Origin of the sequence: Rhizobium sp. G187 (assembly GCF_051549525.1) — a bacterium.
GTDB lineage: Bacteria > Pseudomonadota > Alphaproteobacteria > Rhizobiales > Rhizobiaceae > Allorhizobium.
The window spans coordinates 186,394-210,641 of the sequence record NZ_JBPUGM010000005.1; the positions used below are offsets into that span (position 1 = coordinate 186,394).

Below are 24,248 nucleotides of genomic sequence, written 5' to 3' on the forward strand. Positions count from 1 at the left end.
GTTTCTTTCATGAGTTGAAGAAATTCCCGGCAAGGTCAATCTGTGGTTAAACGTCATCACTCTTCATGCCGAGAAGCAGTTTTTCGGTCTTGGCGTCATCGATGCGGCGCAAAAGCTTGTCGGCTTCCTGGTTGTCGCGCAGCGTCTTGGTAACGTTGACCGTCGTCTGGACCAGCATGAGGATGCCCATGGTGAGGTAGCCTTTGCCCCAGAGATCGAGTGGCATCATGTAGAGCCCCAAGCCCAGCATGAAGGCGGCGAGGCCGAAGCTGGCGTAGGAAAAGCTTGTCCAGGCAGACGAATGTTTCATCAGACTGTCATTCATGGTCGTGGTTCCCCTGATTTGTTCGGTTGAGCTAGTTCGGTTCAATGGGACGTGTTCATGCGACTGCGCAGTCGCTCGAGCACCTCGTCAGCACTGGTGACGAGCGGGCGTCCGCAACCTGCGGCGGCCAGTCGTTCAACGAGCGCGGACGGGTCGGAATCGGCCTCCAACGACGCCAAAGCTTCGGCCGTCAATTCTGACTGGCGCTGGCGCTGCTCGAGGCGTGCCAATGTTGCTTCCGCATCGGCCAGTGTTGAAAGGTCTTCACCTGGGACATCGGCGGTGAGCTTGCGGGTGCGCTCGCGGGCCACGGCGAGCCGCTCTCCGCGCCGGAGCGCTGCAAGCCGCATCTCGCTTTGTCGAACAGCCTGCCGCAAGCGCTCTATACCGGTCGCGAATTCCGACTGTACCTGACGGGCGTTCTGCAATTCGGTCTCAAGGCGGGCGATGGAGGATGCCGCTTCAGCGGCCAGGTCGTTGCGGTCCTTTTCAAGCGCAGCAATGGCTCGGGTCTCAAGGTCGGCGATACGCTTGGAGAGGCGTTCGGCATTTTCCGCCTCGATTCGGTTCTGCGCCATGGCAACGGCCACAGCGCGCCTTGCGGCTTCAACACCGCGGGCAGCATCCCGGACCTGCTGGGCAAGGATAGGAAGCGCATGGTGATAGCTGAAGGCTTCTTGTGCCTCATACGTTCGGCCGCGCATCAATGTCAGTAACTGTTTGAACATCTGCGTTTTCCCCTATATGAACAACGTTCAATAATGTTGTCGCACAAAAATGAACAACGTTCAATACACAAAATGAACAACGTTCACAAAGGGAGGATCGGATCAATGGCGAACAAACTGGGGCACAAAAAGGAGGACCTGAAAACACGGCTGATCGCAGCCGCCACGGAACTGATCCAAGAACAGGGTCTCAAGGGGCTGAGGGCACGAGACATTGCCGAACGCGCCGGTTCAGCCCTTGGAAGCCTCTACACGGTGTTCGAAGATCTGGACGCTCTTGTACTCACCGTGAATTCGGGGACGCTGAAGCGGATGGAAACCGCTCTCTCAGAAGCCATTGCCGAAGCAGAGGCCATCGACCAGATCTATGCCAGCCTATCGCTTGCCTATTTGCGTTTTGCCGTTTCCAACCGAAATCTGTGGTTCGCTCTTTTCGAGCACCGCATGCCCGAAGGCGTGGCGGTACCGGATTGGCATATTGCCGAACATGCCTTTCTGATCGGCTTCATCGCCGCTCCGCTTGCTCGGAACATGCCCAACGCGTCCGCGCCAGACATAGCCATCCGGGCCAGGACCATATTTGCCGCCATTCACGGGGTGATTTCTATTAGCCTGGAAAACCGCTTTGTCGGGATTGCTCCGGAACGGCTGGAGCAGGAAGTCGAGACGCTCGCTCGGCTGCTGGCGAAGAATGTGAATTGAACCATTCGGACTTGGGTGCGATCCGAACCTGAAATTGGGGCACAGAGGGTCACTTACAGCTCTTTAAAATCCTCAGGAGCGGGAGGCCGACTTCCTTTCGCGGTCGTCCTCCAGACGCTGGAAGCCAACGCAGTCACGCCCGGCGCCTTTTGCCTGATAAAGCGCAAGGTCGGCGCGCGCGACAAGTTCCGCCGCGTTGGAAATCAGAGACTGCGATGACAGGACCGTTGCACCGATACTCACCGTCACGCTACCGAATTCGCTACCTTCGTGTTGGATAGCAAGGTCACGGATGGACTGTCGAAGCCTGTCAGCGATGGCAATAGCCTTGTCAGCCCTGGTGTCTGGAAGCAGGATCGCGAATTCTTCGCCACCAAATCGCGCGGCGAGATCCGATGAACGGCGGGCCGCTTTACTGATGCATCCGGCCACTTTACGCAAACATTCATCCCCAGCCATATGGCCATAGGTATCGTTGAAGCGCTTGAACCTGTCGACATCGACCAACAAAAGAGACAAGGGCCTGCCGCTGCTGAGGGCGTGATTGAATTCTCGCGACAAGGCGTTGTCAAACGACCGACGGTTGGCGAGTCCGGTGAGACTATCCGTCTCGGCAAGACCCTTCATTTGTTCGGCGAGTTCTCGCAGTGACTGCTCGGATTCCTTCAACGCCGTGATATCCGACACCAGAGCCAGAACGCGCTGGTCTTCGGTGACACGCGTACGCAATGATAGCCAGCGCCCGTCCGCGAGAGCAAGGATCTCATCCTTGTTGACGAACAGCTGACGACCCGCTTCCTGGATGGCATCCTCTGCCAGGTCGATCGGAAGATCCTTGCGCTCGCCGTTTCGCACGGAGGCTCTGATAATGTCCGTTATATGGGCACCCTTGCAGCGGGCATATGCGGAGCGCGGGAATAGAGCCTGGTACTGTTCATTGCAGAAAACGATCCGCCCGTCCGGATCGAACATGGCAAGGCCATCCGACATTTCGGCCATGGCTTGCGCCATCACGTTCCGGCTCGCGCGGAGCTCCTGCTCAAGGTTCTTCTTCTCGGTGATATCTACGGTCACACCGGACAGGCCGACGAGATTTCCTTGGCGGTTGCGCAGGGGAACCTTGGACGTCGAGTACCAGCGAGGCTCTTTGCCTTCCTCAACCAGGAATTCCTCGAACCGTTCAAGCGGCTTGCCGGTGGCGAGAATTTCCTCCTCAATCGCGGTCAACTCATCGGCACGTTCTTTCGAAGTCAGATCATAATCCGTCAGCCCGATCATCTCGGAGGAGCGCGTTCTGCCATTGTGGCGCGCCACTCGAAGGTTGGTCGCGACAAATCTGTGCTGCAGATCCTTAACATAGTGGTAGTCGGGTGCCTGCGTCAGAGCGGCGTAGAGAATGTCACGTTCCAGAGTGAAACGGCGAAAATAAGCAAGATAGAATCCGATTGATGCAGTTGCTGCAAAATTCAGGATGGCGATGGGAAGGCCAACCTCTTTGAGCGCCCGATCAAAGGCCTCCTGAGACAGGAGGGACAAGACAGCGACGGACAGGCATCCCGCAAGCGCCGCGGCCGAAAAAATGGTTACCGCGTGCTCGACCGGTCGTTTTCCCGCGATGAACCAAAGGCCAAGCCCCAAGATCATCACGATGCCAATTGATACCAAGCCCGGCACGACACCCGCCCCGCCCAGATAGATGCGGAACGATGCGGCCATGACTGCAGCAACAAGGGCGGCAAGAGGCCCGCCAAATACGGCAGCCGACTCGATGATTGCGAGGCGCAGGTCAAAGATGATGCCCTGATCGAACTCCACGGCGAGCAACATCGAGGACATGGCAGCAAAACCCAGCGCCAAGCCGAGGCCCGCACTCTGCTTAAAGGCTGAAAGCCTGTACAGGCGATAGGAAGCATGCGTCCACATCGAAACGATCAACGCAACAGCAGCGAGATTGCCGACCAGGACTTGCCAAACACTACTCATTCGCCCCTGAACCCAACGGAATATCAGGCCAATGCTTCAACAAGCTTCCGTGACTTGCAGCGCCCGAACACCCGATCCAACCAACCTCGAACCACATCGGCCCTCGCCCCGTTGCCGAGGGTCAAAAATGACTGCCCTCTTCCAAATCTGCGGAAACAAGCGGTCAAGAGGACGCTTCGCGATCAGATCCGATCATTCATCACGACGATTATCAGGAACCACTAAATTTTCAGTTTACCATTCACCTGTTCAGGGCCGCATGGCATTAAACTAAAGTTGAATAGGGCGCTTCGGGTTTAGATTGACGATGGCCTTCGGGGGAGGCGGCGGCAATCAAAGGGCGCCATCGACAATCACCATCGGTCGGCCGCGTGAGCAAGTCTCGATACGGGCGTCGACGCGGTAGATGTCACGCAACATGGAGGGCGTGATGACATCCCCCGTCGAGCCGCTCGATGCCATCTCGCCATTCGCAATGACGATCGTGTTTGTGCAATAACGAAGGGCATGGTTCAGGTCATGCAAGGCCATCAACACGATCATGCCGGTGCGGGCGGCAAGATCAGCGACGAATTCGAGCACGTCGATCTGGCGGTGCAGATCGAGCGCCGAGGTCGGCTCATCCATCAAAAGAACCTCGGGCTTGCGGACCAGCGCCTGACCAAGGGAGACCAGCTGCCGCTGACCGCCGGACAGTGCGTCAAGACCGCGAAACGCAATATCCTCGATCCGCAGAGCCTTGAGGATTGCATCGATCTCGAAGAGTTCGTCATCGTGGACCCGCCAACCTCCACCTTGCTTGGCAGAGAGAAGCATCGACTCGTAGACCGAGAGCACGGCATTCGAACCCGTGTCCTGGGGCATGTAACAGATCGACCGATCACCGCGCGTGGCATCCGAGAGCTGAACGACGCCGGGGCCTGATATGATGCCAGCAATCCTCTTGAACAGGGTGGATTTCCCCGCTGCATTCGGACCGATTACCGCTGTCGTCGAGCCCGGGGTCAGAAGGTCCACCGCGACCTTGGAGAGAACCGTCGTACGCCCATAACTGGCGCCCAGGTCCTTCAGCACCAAGCTTACCATGCGCGCCTCCGGTTCGAGAAAATCAGAATGAAGAAGAAGGGAACGCCGACAAGCGCGGTAATCACGCCGATCGGCAGGATAGCGCCTGGGATCAGGATCTTGCTGACCACAGATGTCGCCGAGAGCAGCAAGGCGCCGCAAATCACGGCACCAGGCAGGAAGAAGCGTTGATCCTCACCGACAACCATTCGGGCAATATGCGGACCAACGAGGCCGACGAAGCCGATCGTACCGACAAAGGAAACGGGGATGGCGGCCAGCAGGCTGACGATCAACATCGTGTGCAAGCGCAGGCGCCGCACGTTCACGCCCATGCTGGCGGCCTTGTCGTCTCCCAGCCGCAGGGCCGTGAGCGCCCAGGCGTTGCGGACGAATAGCGGCAAGGTAACAACGAGGATAGCAGCTGTGACATAGACCTTGTCCCAGGTCGCCTTGGTCAGGCTGCCCATGGTCCAGAAGACGACGGCCGCAAGCGCCTGCTCGGAGGCCAAATATTCGAGGAGCGACAAGGCGGCGTTGAAGGTGAAAACCAGCGCAATACCGAGCAGGACAATCGTTTCAACCGTCACGCCACGCAAGGTCGAGGCGAAGTGAATGAAAAGTGCTGCCACCATCGCCATGATGAAGGCGTTGATCGGCACCATATATTGGACGGCACTTGGAAAGATTGCGACCCCAGAGACCAGACCGAGCGCCGCGCCAAAGCTGGCGGCGGCGGAGATGCCGAGCGTAAAAGGACTGGCAAGCGGGTTCGACAGGATTGTCTGCATCTGCGCGCCGGCAACAGAGAGCGAGGCACCGACGGTGACGGCCATCAGGGCAATCGGCATACGGATATCCCAGATGACCACACGAAGCTGGTTGCCCACGGCCTCAGGCTGAAAAAGGGCCGACAGCACATCGGACAAGCTGTAGTTTGCAGGCCCCAACGCCATATCGATGGCGATGCTGGCGGCCAGTGCCATGGCAAGCGCCGTCAGGATCAGGATGCGCCGGAAGGCAAGGGCGCGATACTGATCGCGCCCCGTTACCTGTGCTTCGCTCACCGCGACACTCATCGACTATTCGCCCTTCAGCGAGACGAAATATCCCGGCTTGTAGTCGAGGGGCAGGAAGCGCGCATGCAACTCCTTGAACGTAGCGTCCGGATCGAGATCCTTGAACAGATCGGGATGCAGCCACTTGGCAATCTGCTGGATCGCAACGAACTGATAGGGATTGTTGTAGAACTGATGCCAGATGGCGTGGACGTTACCATCCGCGACGGCCTTGATGCCGGTGAAGGCAGGTCGCTTCGTGAGGTTCTCCAACTTGCGATGCGCTTCCTTGGTGTCCGCGCCATAGCCGACGCCGACCCAGTTGCCAGCGGGCACATATTTTTCCCACATGCCACCGGTGATGATGACCTGATCAGGATTGGAGGCGATGATCTGCTCCGGATTGACAGTACCAAAAGTGCCGGGAATGATGTCCCTTGCCATGTTCACGCCACCGGCCAGCTCGACCATTTTGCCGAAGTTCTCGTTGCCGAAGGACATGCAGCAATCATCGGAATAGCCACCTGCCCGCTCCATGAACACGACAGGTTTTGACGGGTTGGTCTTCTCGAGCACGTCGGTTACCTTGCGGATTGCATCGGCGCGGAACGCGATAAAGTCCTCGGCGACCTTCTCCTTGCCCATCAGCGTGCCCATGATGCGCATGCTCGGCTCGGTGTTTTCCATCGGCTTTTCGCGGAAGTCGACATAAACAAGCGGGATTCCGACCTTGGCGAGCTTCTCGATGTAACCGGCTTCTTCCGTCGCAGTCTTGGCGTCGACATTCATCAGGATGACGTCGGGCTTCAGAGCCACGGCCTGCTCGATGTCGAAGGTGCCGTCCTTCATGCCGCCGAAGGTCGGCAGCTTGGCAATCTCCGGATACTTCTCGAGATAGGCGGCGTAGGATTCTGGATCGGCTTTCGGCAGATCGTCGCGCCAGCCGACGACGTGCTGGAACGGATTAGCCTTGTCGAGCGCGGCGAGGAAGTAGATCTGACGACCTTCGCCCAGGATTACGTGCTCGACCGGCACATTGACCTCAACGTCACGCCCTGTGACGTCCTTAATGACGACAGGATCGGCCATTGCAGGCAGAACGGTAGAGACGAGAAGGCCAAGGGCTGAGAGCGCCGACTTGCCAGAAAAACGCATGGGATTTTTCTCCGGTGGAAACTGCCCGGCACATATTATTTGATGACTTTAATAGTCAAGATTTATCTTTTAGAAGAATTCGAAGTTGAGACGAAGACCGAACAGGCAAAGGGATCCGATGACCGAGGGCGCGAATTTTACGTTGCGGGATGAAATTAAGGCCTATTGGTCAGCACGCGCTGCAACCTTCGACCTGTCACCCGGACACGAAATCTTTTCCGAGGAAGAACGCGCCGCCTGGCACGCACTCTTTGAGAGGCATCTCGGAAAGGGCCAGGGCCGCAAGGCGCTGGACCTTGCCAGCGGTACCGGCGTGATCTCCCACCTGATGGACGATCTTGGCTACCAGGTAACAGGGATCGACTGGTCGGAAGCCATGCTGGAGCGAGCCCGGGCGAAAGCAGCAACACGCGGCCGGATCATCCGCTTTCACCTCGGCGATGCAGAAAATACGCATGAAGCCGATAACAGTTACGACGTGATCGTCACGCGGCACCTCGTCTGGACGCTGGTCGATCCGGATGCCTGTTTCCGAGAATGGCTGCGCGTCCTCAAACCGGGCGGCAAGCTGCTCGTGATTGACGGGGACTTCGTCAACACAGGACTGGCCGAGCGGTTCGTCAAGCGACTTGCGGCCCTCCTGGAGCGAGGGGGGCTTGTGCAACCGCAGGCGCCTCACGCCCCCCAGTCGATGGCCGGAACCCATGAAAGCATCCTGTCGCGCGTTCATTTCGCCCGCGGTGCGCGAGCCGAGGAGGTTAGCCGCCTGATTGAAAAGGCGGGCTTTGATAACGTGACCACCGATACCGACATGCGGCAGATCCACAAGACCCAGGCCGCGCATTTCGGCTTCTTCAAGGCTGTCGCCCGCGGACTCCAGCACCGCTACGCCATTGTCGCGCATAAGCCTGCGGCCGATTTCGCGTCTGGAAGTTCGCTAGAAGGATCATAAAGTCTGCGGGCGCACTTGTGCAGGACCACTCATGCGGCTTTGTGACATTGAGAGCGTCACGAAGCCGCCATGCCTTGACCATCGTGAGATAAGCCCGAAAACGAAAAAGCCTGCCGCGGGAGGAGGTGCGGCAGGCTTTTCGAATAGGCGAACAACGGCTGGGAGGAGGAGTGCCGCTGTTCCGACAGGCGTCCTTTGGGAGGAGGATAAAGGCCGCCTGAATTCGAAGCTTTGCGGGAGGAGGTGCATCACTTCGATGAATTGAAGATAACCGATATCCCCGCAGAATAAAGAGGCAATGCTGCACTGCAGCTATGCAGAAAACGCATTGCACAAGTTCGTGCGGACGAGCTCGGCAGAACGCAATCAGGCTCACTCGTGTTCAGACACACGAACGCCCGCGTCAGCGGGCGTTTGATCATTCAGTACTGCGCGGAAGCAGAGATTCAGCGGCCGACGGACTGGCGGGCAACACTGCGGATGTCGGCGCGATTAATGCCGAGGTCCTGCAGTTCGCGGGTGCTCATGCGGTCCAGTTCCAGGACGGTCTGACGATACTTGCGCCATGCGTTGAAAGAGCGTGCTACGTTCATGATGATCCCCTTTCGCGAGGTCTCTTGACGTCAGCCACCTTGTCCGGTTCCAACGTCGTTTCGATGAGGGCAACATATCCCCTCTCCGCACCTCTGATAAGACACAAGTCCTCAGGTCCGCCATGCGTAAGGCGCATGGATGATCAATGCTCGAGTACATGGATCCGATCCAGCATTCGATCTGGTCCGTCAATGCAAGCCAAAGAGCCCCAGCAGTTCTTCCCGCTGCTTGACGAAAGCGGCAGCGCTGCGGTCACGGGGACGCGGCAGGTCGATATCGATGAGTCTGGGCTCTCCACCCTTTTCCCGCGGCAGTATCAGGATACGGTCCGCGAGGAAAATTGCCTCCTCCAGATCATGCGTGACCAGAACCGTCGTAACGTCCTCATCCTTCCATATCCGCGCCAACTCCTGCTGCATGGCGATCTTTGTCATCGCGTCGAGCGCACCTAGGGGTTCGTCGAGCAGCAGGATTTCCGGCTGCACCGCGAGTGCGCGTGCGATGCCGACACGCTGCGCCATACCGCCTGACAACTGACGAGGATAGGCTGCCTCGAAGCCCTTCAGGCCAACGAGGTCGACATAGCGTTGCGCCACATATCGCGCGTCCTCCCGCGACAACCCTCTGGTTTCAAGACCGAAACCGATATTGTCTATCACGGTCAACCACGGAAGGAGACGCGGTTCCTGGAAGATGACCGCCCGGTCGGTACCGACGCCACGGACGCGGCGACCATCGATGAAGACATCACCGCCATCGGCCTTTTCGAGACCAGCCAGGATCCGAAGAAGCGTCGTCTTGCCCGATCCGCTCGCGCCAACGATTGCCAAGCTCTCGCCTGATCGGATGGTGAGATTGAGATCCTTCAGAACCGGCAGCGGCTCGCCGTTCAGCGTGAAAGTCTTGGAGAGGTGACGAACCGTCACCTCTCCGCGCAGGCTGCTTGGGAGTATCATCGTCATGCCTCAGTTGCTGGCCGCGTCGGCAGTGTAGAGAATGTCCTTAGCTGCCAGCTGGCCTTGCTTAAGCTTGCCTTCGCGCACCAGGACATCGATCCAGAACTGCAGGTCACGTTCGACCGCCTGACCACCGGCACGCACACCATAGCCCCGGAAGAACTTGGCAATTTCGGGATTTTCCCCACGCTCCTCCAGTGCCTTGGCGAAGACCGCCTTCGTCTCCTCGGGATGCTCCCGGGCATAGTCCAGAGCCCGCTGCGATTGCTCGACAAAGATCTTCGCCGCTTCCGGATGCTCCGCAATGAAGTCGCGACGCAGAACGACAAAGCCACCTGCGATTTCGCCGAGGACGTCGGTATCGTCGAAGATTGCGCGAAGGCCGCCCTTCTGCTTGGCTGCACCTTCAAATGTCGTCTGCCAATAGCCGAAAGCCGAGACATCGACCTGACCTGAACGCAAAACTTGCTCGAGCTGCGGCCCCGGGACCACGATCTGATTGGCCGCATCTGCCGGCAAACCAACGGAATGAAGTGCCTCACGGATCGTGTAGTCCAGATGCGCACCCAGAGTATTCACCGCTATGCTCTTACCGGCGATGTCCTCGATCCCCTTGATGGGGCTATCTTCGAGCACATAGAAGATCGATTGGACTTCGTTGTTGATCCCATTCGACGGATAGGCGGCGACGAAGTCGTTTCCGCCAATGATCGAGTTCAACACGGCAGAGGTTGCAGCGCTGCCGATCTCGACATCGCCAGAGGCAAGCGCGATCAACGAGGCCGGTCCACCGGTTGCATAGCCGATGTTTTCGATGGTGATGCCAGTACCATCAAAGTAGCCGAGCTCGGCTGCGAGTTCGTGGGCTGACAATCCGCCCTGACTTGCGAGGTAACGAAACTTGACCTCGTCAGCGGCGAGAGCCGCGCCAGACAGACCGATGGCGATGGCGGCGGAGAGGAGGAGCCGGGTAGAATGCAGGGTCATGGACGGTGTCCTTTCAAGGAATTGCGTCAATCGGGGAAGGGAGTTCAAGCAGCGCTCACGCCCAGCGGCAGAGCTTTCGCTGCAGGAGAACGAGAGCAGCGTTTGCCGCGAGCCCTAGCAAGGCGAGCAAGAGGATGGCTGCGAACATCAGCGGTATCTGGAAATTGTACTGGGCATTCATCACCTGAAAGCCGATGCCCTTATTCGCTCCGATCATCTCGGCAGCGATCAGCAGCAAAAGCGCCGTGGTCGCCGAGAGCCGCAGCCCTACAAAAATCGCGGGGACCGCAGCGGGAAGAACGACACGCCGGAAGATGGCGAGAGAGCTTGCACCATAGGTCCGCGCCATCTCGATCAGTTTCCAATCAACCTCCTTCACGCCGCCAATCGTTGAGAGAAGGATCGGGAAAAGCGTCGCCCAGAAGATGACGAAGACTTTCGATGCCTCGCCGAGGCCAAGCAAAAGGATGAACACCGGATAGAGCGCGAGCGCCGATGTCTGACGGAAGAACTGAAGCAGCGGATCGAGCGCCTGTTCGATGGCGCGCACCTGCCCCATGAAGAGGCCGAGCGGGATGCCAAGCCCGACGGCGGCAAGGAATGCGATCCCCGATCGCTGCAGGCTGATAGCAACGTCATCCAGCAGCGCGCCCGAGGAAATGCCCTTCCACAATGCGCTGACGATCTCATCAAGAGGCGGGAACACGGATGCATTCACCCAGCCCAATTTGGTTGACACTTGCCAGAACACGAGGAAGCCAATGACCAGGCCATAACGGGCGAGGATTGGAGTGAAAGCGGTCACCGCCTGCCCGAACCAGCCGGGCACTTGGCTTGCACGAGGCGAAAGACCAATTCCGTAGGCAGTTCCATTTTGGATATCGTCAATGGACATGTCGAACCCTCACTCTGCAGCCTGGATGATCGATTGCTCGGCGGCCCATCGGTTGATGGGGAACGGCAGACCGAGATTTTCGCGCAGAGTCTGGCCTTCATACGCCGTCCGGAACAGGCCACGGCGCTGCAACTCCGGGATAACCAGGTCGACGAAATCGTCGAGCCCGGTTGGCAGCCATGGTGGCAGAATATTGAAGCCGTCCGCGGCTTCGTTCTCGAACCACTCCTGCAATGTGTCGGCGATCCGCTCTGCGGTTCCAACGATGGTGAAGTGCCCGCGGGCCGAGGCGACCCACTGGTAGAGCTGGCGGATCGAAAAGTTGTTTTCGTCGGCGATCTGACGGATCAGGGCCTGGCGGCTCTTCATGCCCTCGGTCGGCGGCGCTGGCGGCAGGGGGCCGTCGAGGTCATAGCCGCGCAGGTCGAGCGTGCCGCCCGTCAGACCATTGAGCAGGCCGACACCATCCTCTTCCAGAATGAGCGACGTCAAACGATCGTACTTCTCTCGCGCTTCGGCTTCCGTGCGACCGACGAAAGGCGAGACACCAGGCATGATCAGAACATGATCCGGGTTACGGCCGAGGCCGCGCGCGCGGTTCTTGATGTCGCGATAAAATTCCTGCGCCGTCTCGATGTGCTGATGGGCAGTGAAGATCACCTCGGCCGTAGCGGCGGCAAGGCCACGGCCATCGTCCGACTGGCCAGCCTGGACGATGACCGGATGCCCCTGGCGCGAGCGTGAGACGTTGAGCGGCCCCTTGACCTGGAAGTGCTCACCCTTGTGGTTCGTATCGTGAAGTTTCGCAGGGTCGAAGAAAACACCTGTCTCCTTATCCCGGATGAAGGCGTCGTCCTCAAAACTATCCCAGAGTTTTTTCACCACATCGACATGTTCGGCCGCACGGCGATAGCGCTCGGCATGTGGCGGCTGAGCCTCGCGATTGAAGTTCTGCGCAGTCGGATCGCCGGTTGTCGTGACAACATTCCAACCGGCTCGACCATTGGAAATCAGATCGAGCGAGGCGAATTTGCGGGCAGTGTTATAAGGCTCTTCATAGGTCGTCGACGCCGTTGCGATGAATCCGAGATGGGTGGTGAAGGGAGCCAGCGCGGAAAAGAGTGTGACAGGCTCGAAGCCTGCCACGCGGGCTTTGCCCCCTTCCCGAGCGCCGCCGAAACCGACTGCCAGTCCATCTGCCAGAAAATAGGCATCGAACAACCCGCGCTCTGCCGTCTGGGCCAGTTGCTTATGAAATTCGAGGCTGACAGCCCCGTCGACCGGTTGGTCGGGATGGCGCCAGGATGCAACGTGCTGGCCGCCACCGGGCAGAAATGCTCCAAGTCTGATCTTGCGTGTCATGGTCGTTCCTCTCTCAATCCGTTGACCGAATGGATGCAGCCTATATTGTCTATAAATTTTATAGAGAAATGAGATTTCGAAAATTGCGCCTTGTCGCAAATTGATTTCCGCAGCGGACAGAAAAAATGAACAAGCCTGCCGAGTCCGCGCAACTTTGGCCAATTGCTTCTAAAGCTGGCCCATGAATGCCGCGGCACCGAGTATGCGATCACTCCGCGCGCAAAGCGGTTGCTGTGATCTACGGTCGAAAGCTGGTTGAAAGCGGCTCGGTTGCAGATATCTTCCATCCGCCGCAAAGCGATGATGCGCGCATGCCCTGATCCCCTGTTGGAGCCGATCTAGTCCGGTATCCCTTCCGAAAAGCCGCATACGCCTTAAACCTGGAGTCCGCATGACCTTCGACGCCCCTTCCCTGACCGCACTTGCCGATGAAGCAAAAACGTGGCGCCGAACAATCCACGCACACCCAGAGCTCCTCTTTGACCTGCCGAAGACGGCTGCGCTTGTTACCGAGAAGCTGAAAGACTTTGGCTGCGATGAGGTGGTCGGCGGCATTGCGACATCCGGCGTGGTGGCCGTCATCAATGGAACGAAGGGGCCCGGCCGAACAATTGCGCTCCGATCCGATATGGACGCGTTGCCGATGTCGGAACAGACCAACCTGCCCTATGCCTCGAAGGTCGAGAACATGATGCATGCCTGCGGGCATGACGGACATACCGCCATGCTTTTGGCCGCTGCGAAGCGGCTTGCAGAGACGCGCGACTTCGCCGGCAAGGTTGTTCTGATCTTCCAGCCGGCAGAAGAGGGTGGCGGCGGCGGCCGGGTGATGATCGAGGAAGGCGTGCTCGAGCGCTTCGGCATCGAGGAAGTCTACGGTATGCACAATGAGCCAGGTCTGCCGGTCGGCGCATTTGCCACACGCCCCGGACCGATCATGGCAGGTGGCGATCGCTTCGTCGTAACGATCATTGGCAAGGGTGGCCATGCGGCGGCACCGCATCTCAGCCACGACCCAGTTGTGGCCATGGGACACATGATCTCGGCCTTGCAGACGATCGCATCCCGATCTGTTGATCCTCTCGATTCCGTCGTCGTGTCGCTGACCTTTGTCGAAGGTGGCAATGACCGGGCATTGAACGTCATCCCCGCCTTGGTCCGTATCGGCGGCACGATCCGCACGATGCAGCCAAAGACGCGCGCTGCGGTGGAGGCGCGTTTTCGCGAAGTCGTGACCACAACTGCTCGACTGTTCAACACGGAAGCCGAAATCGACTGGCGCCCGGGTTATCCGGTCACCGTCAATGATCCCGCCAAGACGCAGCTCGTCGTCAGGGCGGCTCGAGCCGTCGCCGGCGCTGAGAATGTCGACGACAACTATCCGCAGACCATGGGCTCTGAGGACTTTTCCTACATGCTTGAAAAACGGCCGGGCGCTTTCATCTGGCTTGGCAATGGCGATAGCGCCGACCTGCACAATCCGGCCTATGACTTCAATGATGATGCAATCGTGCACGGCGTGCGCTACTGGCTGACACTCGTCGATCAACGCCTCAATGACACGGCTGGAGAATAAAATGAGCGAACCGGCAACAATCCATATCGCCTTTGCTGATCTCGTTGCCCTGCTGGAGCGGATCTTCGTCAAGCATGGCGTATCGACATCCAATGCCCGGATACTGGCCGAGAATTGCGCCGGCTGTGAGCGGGACGGATCGCTGAGCCACGGCATTTTCCGCATGGCAGGTTACGTCTCTTCGCTCGATAGCGGTTGGGTAGACGGCATGGCCGTGCCCGTCGTCGAGGATGTCGGCCCGGCCTTTGTTCGCGTCGATGCCAAGGGCGGCTTCACCCAGCCGGCATTTTCTGCCGGATTGCCACTTCTGCTGGACAAAGTTCGGGAAAACGGCGTCGCCGTGCTTGCCATCCGACGCTCACATCATTTCAGCGCGCTTTGGCCTGACGTGGAGCCCTTCGCCGAAAAGGGTCTTGTCGCACTTAGCGTTGTGAACAGCATGGCCTGTGTTGTCCCATATGGGGGGAACAAGGCTGTCTTCGGCACGAACCCGATCGCCTTTGCCTCGCCGCGGGCCGGCAAGCCACCCTTCGTCTTCGACCAGGCTTCGTCAGCGATCGCTCATGGCGACGTCCAGATTGCAGCGCGTGCCGGCCATGAACTCAAGCCCGGAATGGGCGTTGACCGGGACGGGCAACCGACAACCGATCCGAAGGCGATCCTCGATGGCGGAGCGCTGCTGCCCTTCGGCGGCCACAAGGGCAACTCCATCGCGCTGATGGTCGAAATCCTGAGTGCCGCACTGACAGGGGGCTACTTCTCCGGCGAATTCGACTGGAGTGGGCACAAAGGCGCCCAAACGCCATTTACCGGTCAATTCTTTGTGGTCATCGACCCTGAACGCGGGGGCAATGATTCATTTGCCGCACGCGTCGGACAGATCTGCGATCTCGTTCTGGAAGCCGGCCAGGACCGACTGCCCGGTGACCGCCGCCATCTGACCCGCGCGAAGGCTGAGCAGAATGGTATTCCTCTGTCGGCAGAGAGCCACGAGCGGTTGAAGGCACTGGCCGGAGACTGACGACATAAGTTCGAACACTCACTTGAAACGAACCGGTGGAGGAAACACCGGTTCGGTCTTTGAATTATCCTGCAACCGTATCCAGGGTCGCCAAACCCCGCTCACTCAGTCGCGCATTGCGATTGCAGTCGAGGAGACTAAAATCGATACGAGACGCCCAGCATCGCAAACGGCTGGACATCATCCTTCACAATCGGGCTGTCCTTGGCATCTCCCATGAGGAAACCTGCTCCTGCAGCACCTGTCACCGACCAGTTTTCAGTGAACATGTAGGTGATGGAACCCTTTACATCGACCCGCTTGACGCCGGCCTGTGCATCATACTGCGTCAAGCCGGAGCTTGCTGACTGGGCGCTTGTGACGCCGAAATACGATTGCATGTGCTTGTCATCTGCCCAAGTCCCGGAAACATCCGCCGAGAAAATGAAGCTTTCATACTTATACGACGCCTTGGCGCCGACGATACCTGTCAGGCCATCACTGCCGCCGATCGTCTTGTCGAGCTCTGCATAGGCTTCGAAGGGACCCACTTCATAACTCAGAATACCGCCAATCACCCCGCCTGCGTCGATATCACCGAGACCGCGCAGATAATCGGAATCATCTTCCTTACGGCCCAGGTCGTAACCGCCCTTCATGCTGGCTCTGAAGCCATTCGCCTCATAGAGGTCGACCGTCACGCCCGTTATGTCGACGCTTACACGGTCGCCAAATTCCGCCGAAAAGATCGGGAGTGGGTTGATCTCAAACTCATCAGACCCCTCGTATTCAGGCATGTAAAGGGCACCGGCACCGACTGTAACTTTCCAATCGTGGAGCGTATCGCGGAAATCGCCATAACGCCCCGCATCAAACTCCTGGGGAGGGACTGCAGCAGCGTCAACACGTTCAAGGTCCGCCGCAAACGTGGAGAGAGGCAGCGCGACGACTACACCAACCAGGACTATTGCCGGAATGGCACTGCGGCCTGAAATGGTTGGCTTTGCTCTCAGAGAGCGGGATTGGCATTGGGTCACTTGGAACTCCTGTCATAGCATATGGCAAAGCATTACGGATTGAAGGCGACACCGAGGATGAGAGAGTGGGTCGGGACATTGATTTCCAGGCCAGACGTGGAGCTGGATAAGACGTGGAAATCGCACCGCCTGGCGACCCCGAATGGTTTGCCTCCTTCGTGCACACTCACCTTGGCGAGCCTGAATTGCAGCAACATTACGGGGATGAAACAGTCGGGTGCACGGGCGGAGGAGCTGTATTGCGGGGACTGGGGCTACTCCGCCCGTGCCTACGCCCGATGGGGCGTCGGGCGATTCCTATGGCTGGAAATGCGATATGGCTTTGGCGAAATTCGATGGAACGTTCAGCCAGCGGACCAAGGGTCAACGTTGCCTATCGGTCCATTGCGGCGGCGCCCCAACCTTGTCGGCGATCACACCGGCAAGCCCCGGTGATCTGCCAAAGGCATCACAGGCCGCGTATTTCGGCTTTCCACCGAGCGCCGACTTGACGCGCTGTCCCGACGGTAGAGAAACATCCGGCCCCTTTGGCTCCTTGCCGACTATGAGGATGCGGGAGAAATATTTCCCGAAACTCGCGGCGAGACTGTAGGCGTCGCCCACCTCGGAAACACGCGCATTGTTTGTGATGGAATTGGCTCCCTTGGACCAGACAACTGCGGCCAACTGGCTACCGCTGCGATCGATCGCTTCGGCTTCAACCGCGAGCCCACCCAAACCGGCCGGGAGACGCGGAATACCGACGGGCAGCGCAAGGCTGCTCCCCAGCGACACTGCCGTCGATACGCCCGCGATCGTCTTATTCGTGGGGACGATGTCCGTAACGACGGCCCGCACGGTCAAGTCGGCACGCTGCCCCGGCGCCACCAATTCATACTTGTCGCTGAGCGCCACGCACACAGCACGATCCAGCGCATTTGCGACCAGACGCCGATCCTGCTCAGCCTTAATGCGCGATACCGCATAGAACGAGAACGTGGCAGGCATAACCGCAACAGTCCGAACTGTCGCGAGCCTTTGGCCATCCACGAAGCTTCTGGACTTCGTAAACTTGCCTTTCGCCGGACTGAGCTGGCTGTAGGAGGTCAGCGTTCCGGCTTCGGTCAATGGAACAGCTGTACAGCCAGAGAGGAAAAGAGCGAGGGGCAGACCTATTCCTGCCAAGACAAGTCCACGCATCATCGTCACCACAAACGCGGCATGGGGGAACAGGATCGCTTATTGCTGCACATGTGCTCGCCTCCGTCGTCAATCGTCATGCTGACGACAGTGAGCAGGAAGCGTTGCGGCAACATTACATGGTGCCATTCGGCATCGAAAAGTTCACCCGGCCTTTGCTGGCCTTGTGAAACCCGCGGCGCCAAGGTTTCTAAAAACCTACAGCTGGATTGTGAACGTGGTTCCGCCTGTGCTGCTGTCGACCATCACGCGGCCGCCATGATCGGAGACAATCTGCTTCACCAGACTCAAACCGAGACCCGCGCCATTGCTGCGCGGCTTCACACGGTAAAACGGGTCAAAAACCTGGTCCCGCTGAGCGGCCGGTATCCCAGGCCCTTCGTCCGAGACTGAGATACTCCCACTCCTCGAGACGATCACCGAAATCAGGCCGGCATTGCCTCCGTGGTCGATGGCATTGCGGACCAGATTGCTTACCGCCCGAGGCAGAGCAGAGAGACTCCCGAGCCGTTCAAATCGCTCCACTTCGCTATCAAATGAAATCTCGTAACCGGCAGAAATGGCCAGCGGCGCAAGGTCTGCGACCACTGTGCGAGCAATGTCCACCAGGTCGACCATCTCATGGAGATCAGTCGCCTGATCATTGCGTTCAAAGTCGAGAAGCTGCTCGGCCGTTTCACCCAGTCGTGCCACATCCTTCATGAGCCTGAGGCGCGCGGCACCTTCCGGCATCCCATCAATACGGGTCTGCATAATCGCTATGGGCGTTCTGAGTTCGTGCGCTGCATCAATGAGGAAGCGTCGCCTTGCCCGAAATTGCTCTTCGAGACGGTCGAGTACAGAGTTGAAGGCGATGATCAATGGCGTGACTTCTTGCGGTACATCCTCCAGGGGAAGTCGCGCCCCACCATGGCGAGGGTCAATCTCCGCCGCCATGCGAACGACTCCTTTCAGCCCTGCCAGTCCACGGCTGACAATACGAGGAATGGTGAGAAACAGCGCGGGCACCGCGATCGCCAAAAGCGGAACATAAATCGGGGCAAGACTGGTCACCATCGTCAGAAAATTATTGGCCGTACTGGTATTGCCGCCATACATCACACGCATCTCACCCAAGGGTGTCGCGATGGCATCGATCGAAGCCGTCTCGTTGACGCCGCTGGCCCCGCGAATGTCGGCATCCCTCATGAAGCGCACATAAGGCGCCATTTCCGCGTAAACTTCTGGCACCGCACCATAGCGCACCGACTGGCTGTCTTGCGCCGCTGCGATAAACCACAAACGGTCGTTGTCGGCCTTAAAGGCTTTCAGGTTTTCGCTTTCGACAACAACGAGCCTGCCCTGTGGATCGCGTATCAGTGAATCTTCGAGCGCGTGGGTCAGCCTGTCCTTCAAGCCAACATTCGGCGACAGGATCAAAGCGCCATAAACGCAAAGCCCAACGATCACCGTCGCGACGACGATGACGAGAACGAGACTGAGCTGCCAGCTGAGCTTCCACCAGAGAGACGGGTTCGCATTGCCTCGGGCCATGGCTATTCTTCCCTCAGCAGATATCCGACGCCCCGGATATTATGGACCGCCACACCCGCCGAAGCATCGGACAGGCGCTTTCGCAATCGGGAAATATGCGCATCGAGCGCATTGGACTGGATTTCTTCCTCGTAATTATAGACAGCAGCTTCAAGCGTTGACCGCAAGACGGTCTTGTCCCTGCGCTTGGCAAGGGCCAAGAGCACCAAAAGCTCGCGCCGGGGGAGATCGAAGGGCAGCGCATTGACGGTCACATTGAGGTGAAGGGGATCGATGGCAACACGTCCAACGGTGATCTGAGCCTCAATCAGACTGGCCGGCCGCCTGAGCAACGCGCGCAAGCGAGCCATCAGCTCGTCAACCAGAAACGGTTTGCCAAGGTAGTCGTCCGCACCGCCATCGAGGCCCTCGATCCGCTCCTTGGGTTCGTTTCGCGCTGTCAGCACCATGACCGGCGTATCCACCCCGGCCCTCCTGAGCTTCGGGATAAAGGTCAGACCGTCCCCATCCGGAAGTCGCCGATCAAGGAGAATGACGTCATAGATGTTTTGGCGGGTTAACTCGCAAGCATCGGCGAGCCACATCGTATGGTCAATGACGATGCCCTGCTTGCCCAGTGCAGCCATCAAGGCATCGGCCAGTTCCTTTTCATCTTCGATCAGCAGAAGTCTCATAATCAGCGCCCCTTTCATTCCTTTCTTCTGAAGCGACAAGGTTGCGGCAGCATTGCGGTCCGCACGACTGCATCCGGTAATGCTGCTGCAATTGTCGATGCCTAACCCTGAGATCTACCGGCCGCTGCTGCGCGCAACGACGCTGCATCCAGTCAGCCGTGTCGAACTCGATCAGGAAGAGGCAAGCCATGACCCTCAAATGGACTGCAAGATTTGCCAAGATAGGCGCGCTGCTCGGCGGATGCACCCTTGCATTCATGTATCTCGACCCCAGCCGTGGTGCCGTCGACGCGAACGAGCGGCTCAAGGAGATCGTGGCGTCCTCAACTGCAATCAGAAAACCGTTCGAACTGACACTTGCGGAGGTGACACGCGTAGAGCCCGCCTCGATGGTCGAGCGGCTTCGCGTCAGCGGTGAAGTTCAGCCTGTCAACCGCGTGGTTTTGAGGGCAAAAGCCGGCGGCAAGATCCGCGACGTCGGCGCTCTTGAAGGTGAGCGGGTCAGGGCGGGCGATGTGCTTGTCCGCTTCGAAACGGGTGATCTTCGATCCACACTTTTGCAACGCGAAAGCGATCGCGATGCGGCCGAGGCAGAGCTCGCGCTTGGGATAAAGACACTGAGCCGGACGGAGCAACTTGCTGCGAAAAACATTGCGTCAAAAGAAGACCTTGAACAGGCCAGAGGCGACCTCGCCGGAAAGACATCCAGGGTTCGGAGCCTCTCTGCGCAGGTTGACATCGCCCGCACTGCGCTGCGCGATGCTGACATCACGGCCCCGTTCGATGGTGTCGTTGCAAGCCGCACCGTCGACGCAGGCACCAGCGTCGGCGCAGATGCCGAATTGCTGACTATTGTCCATCCAGACGTCATGGAAGCAAAGGTCCTAGTTTCCACCCGAGACATTGCACGCGTTGCCGAAGGCCAGACTGCAAAATTGACGATAGATGGACTGGAAGAACAGGTGATTGAGGGGACAGTCGCTCGGATAAATCCTGTTGCGGAAAGTGGGACACGTTTCGTGCCCGTCTATCTGAGATTGCCCAATCACGACGGAAAGCTCTGGGGCGGCATGTTCGCCACGGGGTCGATCATCGTCAACGAAAAAGACGGTGCACTCGTCGTTCCGGCACTATCGCTGCGCAAGGACGATGCGGGCGATTATGTGCTCAAGCTGAAACACGGTTATCTAAGGCGCCAGCCTGTGACCATAGGACAGGGGTGGGATGGGGATCGAATGGTGGAGATCGCCGACGGCATTGCGGACGGCGATACAGTTTTAACCGCTCCCCTACCCGAGTTGAAGCCCGATGTTGCTGTGATCCTCAACGAGGCCGGTTGAGATGTTCCTGACCCGCATTTCAGTCACACATCCCGTATTCACCACCATGATGATGTTGTCCTTGCTGGTCATGGGCATTTTCTCCCTTCAGCGGCTGGGGCTTGATCAATATCCCAACGTCGACGTTCCAATCGTTGTGGTCATGACGACATATCCGGGCGCCACCCCGGAAACCGTCGAGACAGACGTTACTCGCCCAATAGAGGATGCATTGAACGCCATCAGCGGGCTCGATGAGATCGCTTCAACCTCTTACGAAGGTCGCTCGGTGGTAACCGCCAAGTTTAACCTTGATGTGCAGGGCGCGGATGCAGCACAGGACGTACGCGAGAAGCTTGCAACGATTGAAGCCGCGTTCCCGAACGATGTGGACAAGCCAATCGTCTCCCGGTTCGATCCATCGGATCAGCCGGTCCTCTCCATTGCCGTGAGTTCGGTGTCGCTGGATGTCCCGGCCCTGACAACGATCGCAGATCAGCGGGTTGTGCGAGACCTGACCACTATTCCAGGTGTCGGCCAGGTCACTTTGATCGGCGGCCAAAAGCGCCAGATTGACGTCTCCATTCTTGATACGCGAATGCGAGCCTTTGGCGTTGGTATCGATGATGTCATCACTGCTCTCAAATCGGCAAACCAGAATAGCCCGGCCGGCAGTATCATCGATAAATTTTCAGAACGCACGATCCAGGTGCAGGACCACATTGAGCTGCCTGAAAATCTGCTCGACGCAATTGTCGCCCGTCGTGGGGGCGGGCCGGTCTATCTCCGCGACGTTGCCACCGTTGCCGAAGGCGCCGCCGATGCCGAAAGCCGCGCCCTGTATAATGGACAGGCAGCGCTCGCCATCGATGTCGTGAAAGCGCAGGACGCCAACACTGTTCAGGTCGTGGCGGATGTGCGCGCACGTCTCGATGAGCTCAATGCAGAGCTTGCCAAGCAGAATGTCCAGCTTCGCATTGTTACCGATGCCTCAACTGCCATCCAGGACTCTGTGTCCCAAGTTCAGGCGACCCTGGTTGAAGGGGCTGCACTGGCCGTTGCGATTGTCTTTCTGTTCCTCAATTCCTGGCGCAGCACCGTCATCACCGGCCTGACGCTTCCAATCGCGATGCTGGGTACGCTAGCGGTAATCGGCCTTCTTGGCTTTACGCTGAACACGCTCAGTTTGCTGGCGCTGACGTTGTCTATCGGCATCCTGGTGGACGATGCTATTGTCGTGCGAGAGAACATCACGCGCCACCTCCACATGGGCAAGTCGCACCTTCGCGCGGCGCTCGACGGCACCAATGAAATTGGCCTTGCCGTGGTCGCCACGACATTGACCATCGTCGCGGTTTTCCTGCCGGTCGCCTTCATGGAGGGGATCGTGGGCCGCTTCTTTTACGAATTCGGCGTCACTGTTTCGGCAGCCGTCCTTATCTCGCTCTTCGTCGCCTTCACGCTCGATCCGATGCTGTCCAGCGTCTGGTTCGATCCAGATTCCCATCCGGATTCTAAACGTGGGCCAATCGGGCAACTGATCGCGGGTTTTGATCACGGTTTCGAATGGTTGGCCAACCAGTATCGCCATGTGATCGGCTGGACGCTGCGACATCGCCTGGTCACGCTGTTGACAACTGTCGGCATCTTCATCGGCAGCCTTTTCCTGATGCCGTTGGTCGGCACGGAGTTTGTGCCTGCGAGCGACGAGGGCCGCTTCCAGATCAATGTGACCGCACCAGCTGGCTCCTCCCTCGACTACACGGCCACGAAGCTTCGGCAGGTTGAAAATGCGCTCAGGGAGTTTCCTGAGATCGAGACGCTCTATTCGACCATCAACACGGGCGGGACGGTTGGAAAGAACCGTGCTGCCGTGCTGGTGCGCCTCGTGTCTCTGCCACATCGCACACGAACACCGGTCACGCTGGCAAATCCGATCCGCGAGCGACTGGCCGCCATCCCAGGCATTGATACCGCCATCGTTCAGGAAGGTTTGGGCGGCGGTGACAGCCCAATTAAGCTCAGCGTGCTTGGGGACGACCGAGCAATCATAGAGAAAATCGCCAAGGATCTTACCAATGATATGCGTCAGATCCCGGGCATGGTGGATGTGAATTCAAGCGCCAGGGACGTGACCTCCATCCTCTCGGTGCGCCTGAAGAGCGAGGCGGCAAGTGATCTCGGCATGACCCGGGCCGATCTTGCCGCCTCGCTATCTCCCCTGATCGGTGGCGAAGCGCTCTCGAGCTGGACCGATGCAACCGGTGAAACCTACGATATCGTCGCGCGGCTGCCGAGGGAGCAGCGCACGGACACGGCGACGATTGGCGAGCTCATGCTGACAACGGGCCGGGTGGATGCGAATGACAGGCCAATACTCGTACAGGTCGATCAGGTCGCAGATTTGAAGACTGTCCCCGCTGCCTCCGAGATCCGCCGTCTCGACAATCACCGTGAAGTGCTGGTCTCCGCCGACGTGTCGGGTCGCACCTTGGGTGAGCTGACCCGCGAGTTGCAAACCCTGATTGACGGTCGCGACTTGCCCAATGGCTATCATATTCTTTTTGGGGGCCAATCCGAAAATATGCAGGAGACGTTTGGGGATATGGCAGCCGCCCTCGCAATGGCGGTGATCTTCATCTACCTTGTACTGGCCTCGCAATTCGGGAGCTTCTTGCAGCCGCTTGCCATCATGGCCGCGCTGCCTCTATCGCTCGCCGGCGTCCTTCTCGGCCTCATGGTCGCAGGCAGCACGATCAACATGTTCTCGTTGATCGGCTTCATCATGCTGATGGGCCTCGTCAGCAAGAACGGTATCCTCCTGGTGGACTTTGCCAACCAGGAACGGCAGCGTGGCCTCCCCCTGAATGAGGCGCTGATCAGCGCAGGAGCCATCCGTTTCCGGCCGATTGTCATGACGACGCTGGCGATGATCTTCGGGATGATACCGCTCGGCATGGCGGTGGCCGGCGGCGGCGCGCAGCGTGCTTCAATGGCCCATGCCGTCATCGGCGGGCTGGTCAGCTCGACAATCCTGACCCTGATCATCGTGCCGGTGATCCTGTCCTACATAGACAGCGTAACCCAACGCCTGCAGCGATTTCTGCCGAAGGCACCTGATGATTATGATGATCAAGACGCGCCATCGCGGGCGTAAACTGCGCCGCA

Annotated in this window: 21 protein-coding genes; 6 read left to right on the plus strand and 15 right to left on the minus strand. The window is 58.6% G+C overall.

What is annotated here, in order from left to right; translation table 11 throughout:
- Positions 1-46: 46 nt before the first annotated feature.
- Positions 47-325, minus strand: a complete 279-nt coding sequence (locus ACSV9I_RS15875) for a YiaA/YiaB family inner membrane protein (protein WP_054160327.1) — start codon at positions 323-325, stop codon at positions 47-49.
- A 41-nt stretch (positions 326-366) separates the two neighbouring features.
- Positions 367-1,053, minus strand: a complete 687-nt coding sequence (locus tag ACSV9I_RS15880) for a PspA/IM30 family protein (protein ID WP_438329841.1) — start codon at positions 1,051-1,053, stop codon at positions 367-369.
- A gap of 105 nt (positions 1,054-1,158) precedes the next feature.
- Here ACSV9I_RS15880 and ACSV9I_RS15885 point away from each other — a divergent pair, with 105 nt between their 5' ends.
- On the plus strand, positions 1,159-1,755 hold the full coding sequence (locus ACSV9I_RS15885) for a TetR/AcrR family transcriptional regulator (protein WP_438330016.1): 597 nt from the start codon (positions 1,159-1,161) through the stop codon (positions 1,753-1,755).
- Between the two features lie 72 nt (positions 1,756-1,827).
- Here ACSV9I_RS15885 and ACSV9I_RS15890 read toward each other — a convergent pair whose 3' ends face one another.
- The 4 genes from ACSV9I_RS15890 to ACSV9I_RS15905 all read right to left on the minus strand — a co-directional run bounded on the left by ACSV9I_RS15890 (position 1,828) and on the right by ACSV9I_RS15905 (position 7,016).
- Entirely contained in the window at positions 1,828-3,738 is a 1,911-nt protein-coding gene (locus ACSV9I_RS15890; RefSeq protein WP_438329842.1) for a diguanylate cyclase, read from the minus strand.
- A gap of 333 nt (positions 3,739-4,071) precedes the next feature.
- Complete coding sequence (locus tag ACSV9I_RS15895) at positions 4,072-4,824, minus strand: ABC transporter ATP-binding protein (RefSeq protein WP_438329843.1); 753 nt, start codon at positions 4,822-4,824, stop codon at positions 4,072-4,074.
- Complete coding sequence (locus ACSV9I_RS15900; protein ID WP_438329844.1) at positions 4,818-5,882, minus strand: FecCD family ABC transporter permease; 1,065 nt, start codon at positions 5,880-5,882, stop codon at positions 4,818-4,820. Before ACSV9I_RS15900 ends, ACSV9I_RS15895 begins: the two co-directional genes overlap by 7 nt.
- 3 nt (positions 5,883-5,885) lie before the next feature.
- Complete coding sequence (locus ACSV9I_RS15905) at positions 5,886-7,016, minus strand: ABC transporter substrate-binding protein (RefSeq protein WP_438329845.1); 1,131 nt, start codon at positions 7,014-7,016, stop codon at positions 5,886-5,888.
- 118 nt (positions 7,017-7,134) lie between these two features.
- On the opposite strand from ACSV9I_RS15905, the gene ACSV9I_RS15910 reads away from it, so the two are divergent.
- Positions 7,135-7,968, plus strand: a complete 834-nt coding sequence (locus ACSV9I_RS15910) for a class I SAM-dependent methyltransferase (protein WP_438329846.1) — start codon at positions 7,135-7,137, stop codon at positions 7,966-7,968.
- A gap of 446 nt (positions 7,969-8,414) precedes the next feature.
- On the opposite strand, the gene ACSV9I_RS15915 is transcribed toward ACSV9I_RS15910, so the two are convergent.
- The 5 genes from ACSV9I_RS15915 to ACSV9I_RS15935 all read right to left on the minus strand — a co-directional run bounded on the left by ACSV9I_RS15915 (position 8,415) and on the right by ACSV9I_RS15935 (position 12,762).
- Positions 8,415-8,561, minus strand: a complete 147-nt coding sequence (locus ACSV9I_RS15915; RefSeq protein ID WP_082352444.1) for a DUF1127 domain-containing protein — start codon at positions 8,559-8,561, stop codon at positions 8,415-8,417.
- Positions 8,562-8,750: 189 nt separating this feature from the next.
- Positions 8,751-9,518: an ABC transporter ATP-binding protein gene (locus tag ACSV9I_RS15920; protein WP_438330017.1), complete on the minus strand. Its 768-nt coding sequence runs from the start codon at positions 9,516-9,518 to the stop codon at positions 8,751-8,753.
- 9 nt (positions 9,519-9,527) lie between these two features.
- Positions 9,528-10,505, minus strand: coding sequence for an ABC transporter substrate-binding protein (locus ACSV9I_RS15925; protein ID WP_438329847.1), 978 nt, complete (start codon positions 10,503-10,505; stop codon positions 9,528-9,530).
- 55 nt (positions 10,506-10,560) lie between these two features.
- A complete protein-coding gene (locus tag ACSV9I_RS15930) occupies positions 10,561-11,400 on the minus strand; it encodes an ABC transporter permease (RefSeq protein WP_438329848.1) in 840 nt (279 codons plus the stop codon).
- A 9-nt stretch (positions 11,401-11,409) separates the two neighbouring features.
- Positions 11,410-12,762 carry an LLM class flavin-dependent oxidoreductase gene (locus ACSV9I_RS15935; RefSeq protein ID WP_438329849.1) on the minus strand — a complete coding sequence of 451 codons (1,353 nt, stop codon included), beginning with the start codon at positions 12,760-12,762 and terminating at the stop codon, positions 11,410-11,412.
- A 391-nt stretch (positions 12,763-13,153) separates the two neighbouring features.
- Here ACSV9I_RS15935 and ACSV9I_RS15940 point away from each other — a divergent pair, with 391 nt between their 5' ends.
- Positions 13,154-14,338, plus strand: a complete 1,185-nt coding sequence (locus tag ACSV9I_RS15940; RefSeq protein ID WP_438329850.1) for a M20 aminoacylase family protein — start codon at positions 13,154-13,156, stop codon at positions 14,336-14,338.
- 1 nt (position 14,339) lies between these two features.
- The gene (locus ACSV9I_RS15945; protein ID WP_438329851.1) at positions 14,340-15,359 is read left to right on the plus strand and encodes an Ldh family oxidoreductase; all 1,020 of its coding nucleotides are present in this window, start codon (positions 14,340-14,342) and stop codon (positions 15,357-15,359) included.
- Positions 15,360-15,496: 137 nt separating this feature from the next.
- Here ACSV9I_RS15945 and ACSV9I_RS15950 read toward each other — a convergent pair whose 3' ends face one another.
- The 4 genes from ACSV9I_RS15950 to ACSV9I_RS15965 form a co-directional block, all read right to left on the minus strand.
- Positions 15,497-16,375: a MipA/OmpV family protein gene (locus ACSV9I_RS15950; protein WP_438329852.1), complete on the minus strand. Its 879-nt coding sequence runs from the start codon at positions 16,373-16,375 to the stop codon at positions 15,497-15,499.
- Between the two features lie 363 nt (positions 16,376-16,738).
- Complete coding sequence (locus tag ACSV9I_RS15955; protein ID WP_438330018.1) at positions 16,739-17,557, minus strand: DUF3313 domain-containing protein; 819 nt, start codon at positions 17,555-17,557, stop codon at positions 16,739-16,741.
- Positions 17,558-17,752: 195 nt separating this feature from the next.
- The gene (locus ACSV9I_RS15960) at positions 17,753-19,087 is read right to left on the minus strand and encodes a sensor histidine kinase (RefSeq protein WP_438329853.1); all 1,335 of its coding nucleotides are present in this window, start codon (positions 19,085-19,087) and stop codon (positions 17,753-17,755) included.
- Between the two features lie 2 nt (positions 19,088-19,089).
- Entirely contained in the window at positions 19,090-19,761 is a 672-nt protein-coding gene (locus tag ACSV9I_RS15965; RefSeq protein ID WP_054157537.1) for a response regulator transcription factor, read from the minus strand.
- A 188-nt stretch (positions 19,762-19,949) separates the two neighbouring features.
- Between ACSV9I_RS15965 and ACSV9I_RS15970 the strand changes: the two genes are divergently transcribed.
- Together ACSV9I_RS15970 and ACSV9I_RS15975 are read left to right on the plus strand one after the other, a co-directional pair.
- Positions 19,950-21,101 (plus strand): efflux RND transporter periplasmic adaptor subunit, encoded by a 1,152-nt coding sequence (locus ACSV9I_RS15970; RefSeq protein WP_438329854.1) that lies wholly within the window; start codon positions 19,950-19,952, stop codon positions 21,099-21,101.
- Position 21,102: 1 nt separating this feature from the next.
- Positions 21,103-24,237, plus strand: a complete 3,135-nt coding sequence (locus ACSV9I_RS15975; protein WP_438329855.1) for an efflux RND transporter permease subunit — start codon at positions 21,103-21,105, stop codon at positions 24,235-24,237.
- Positions 24,238-24,248: the final 11 nt, after the last annotated feature.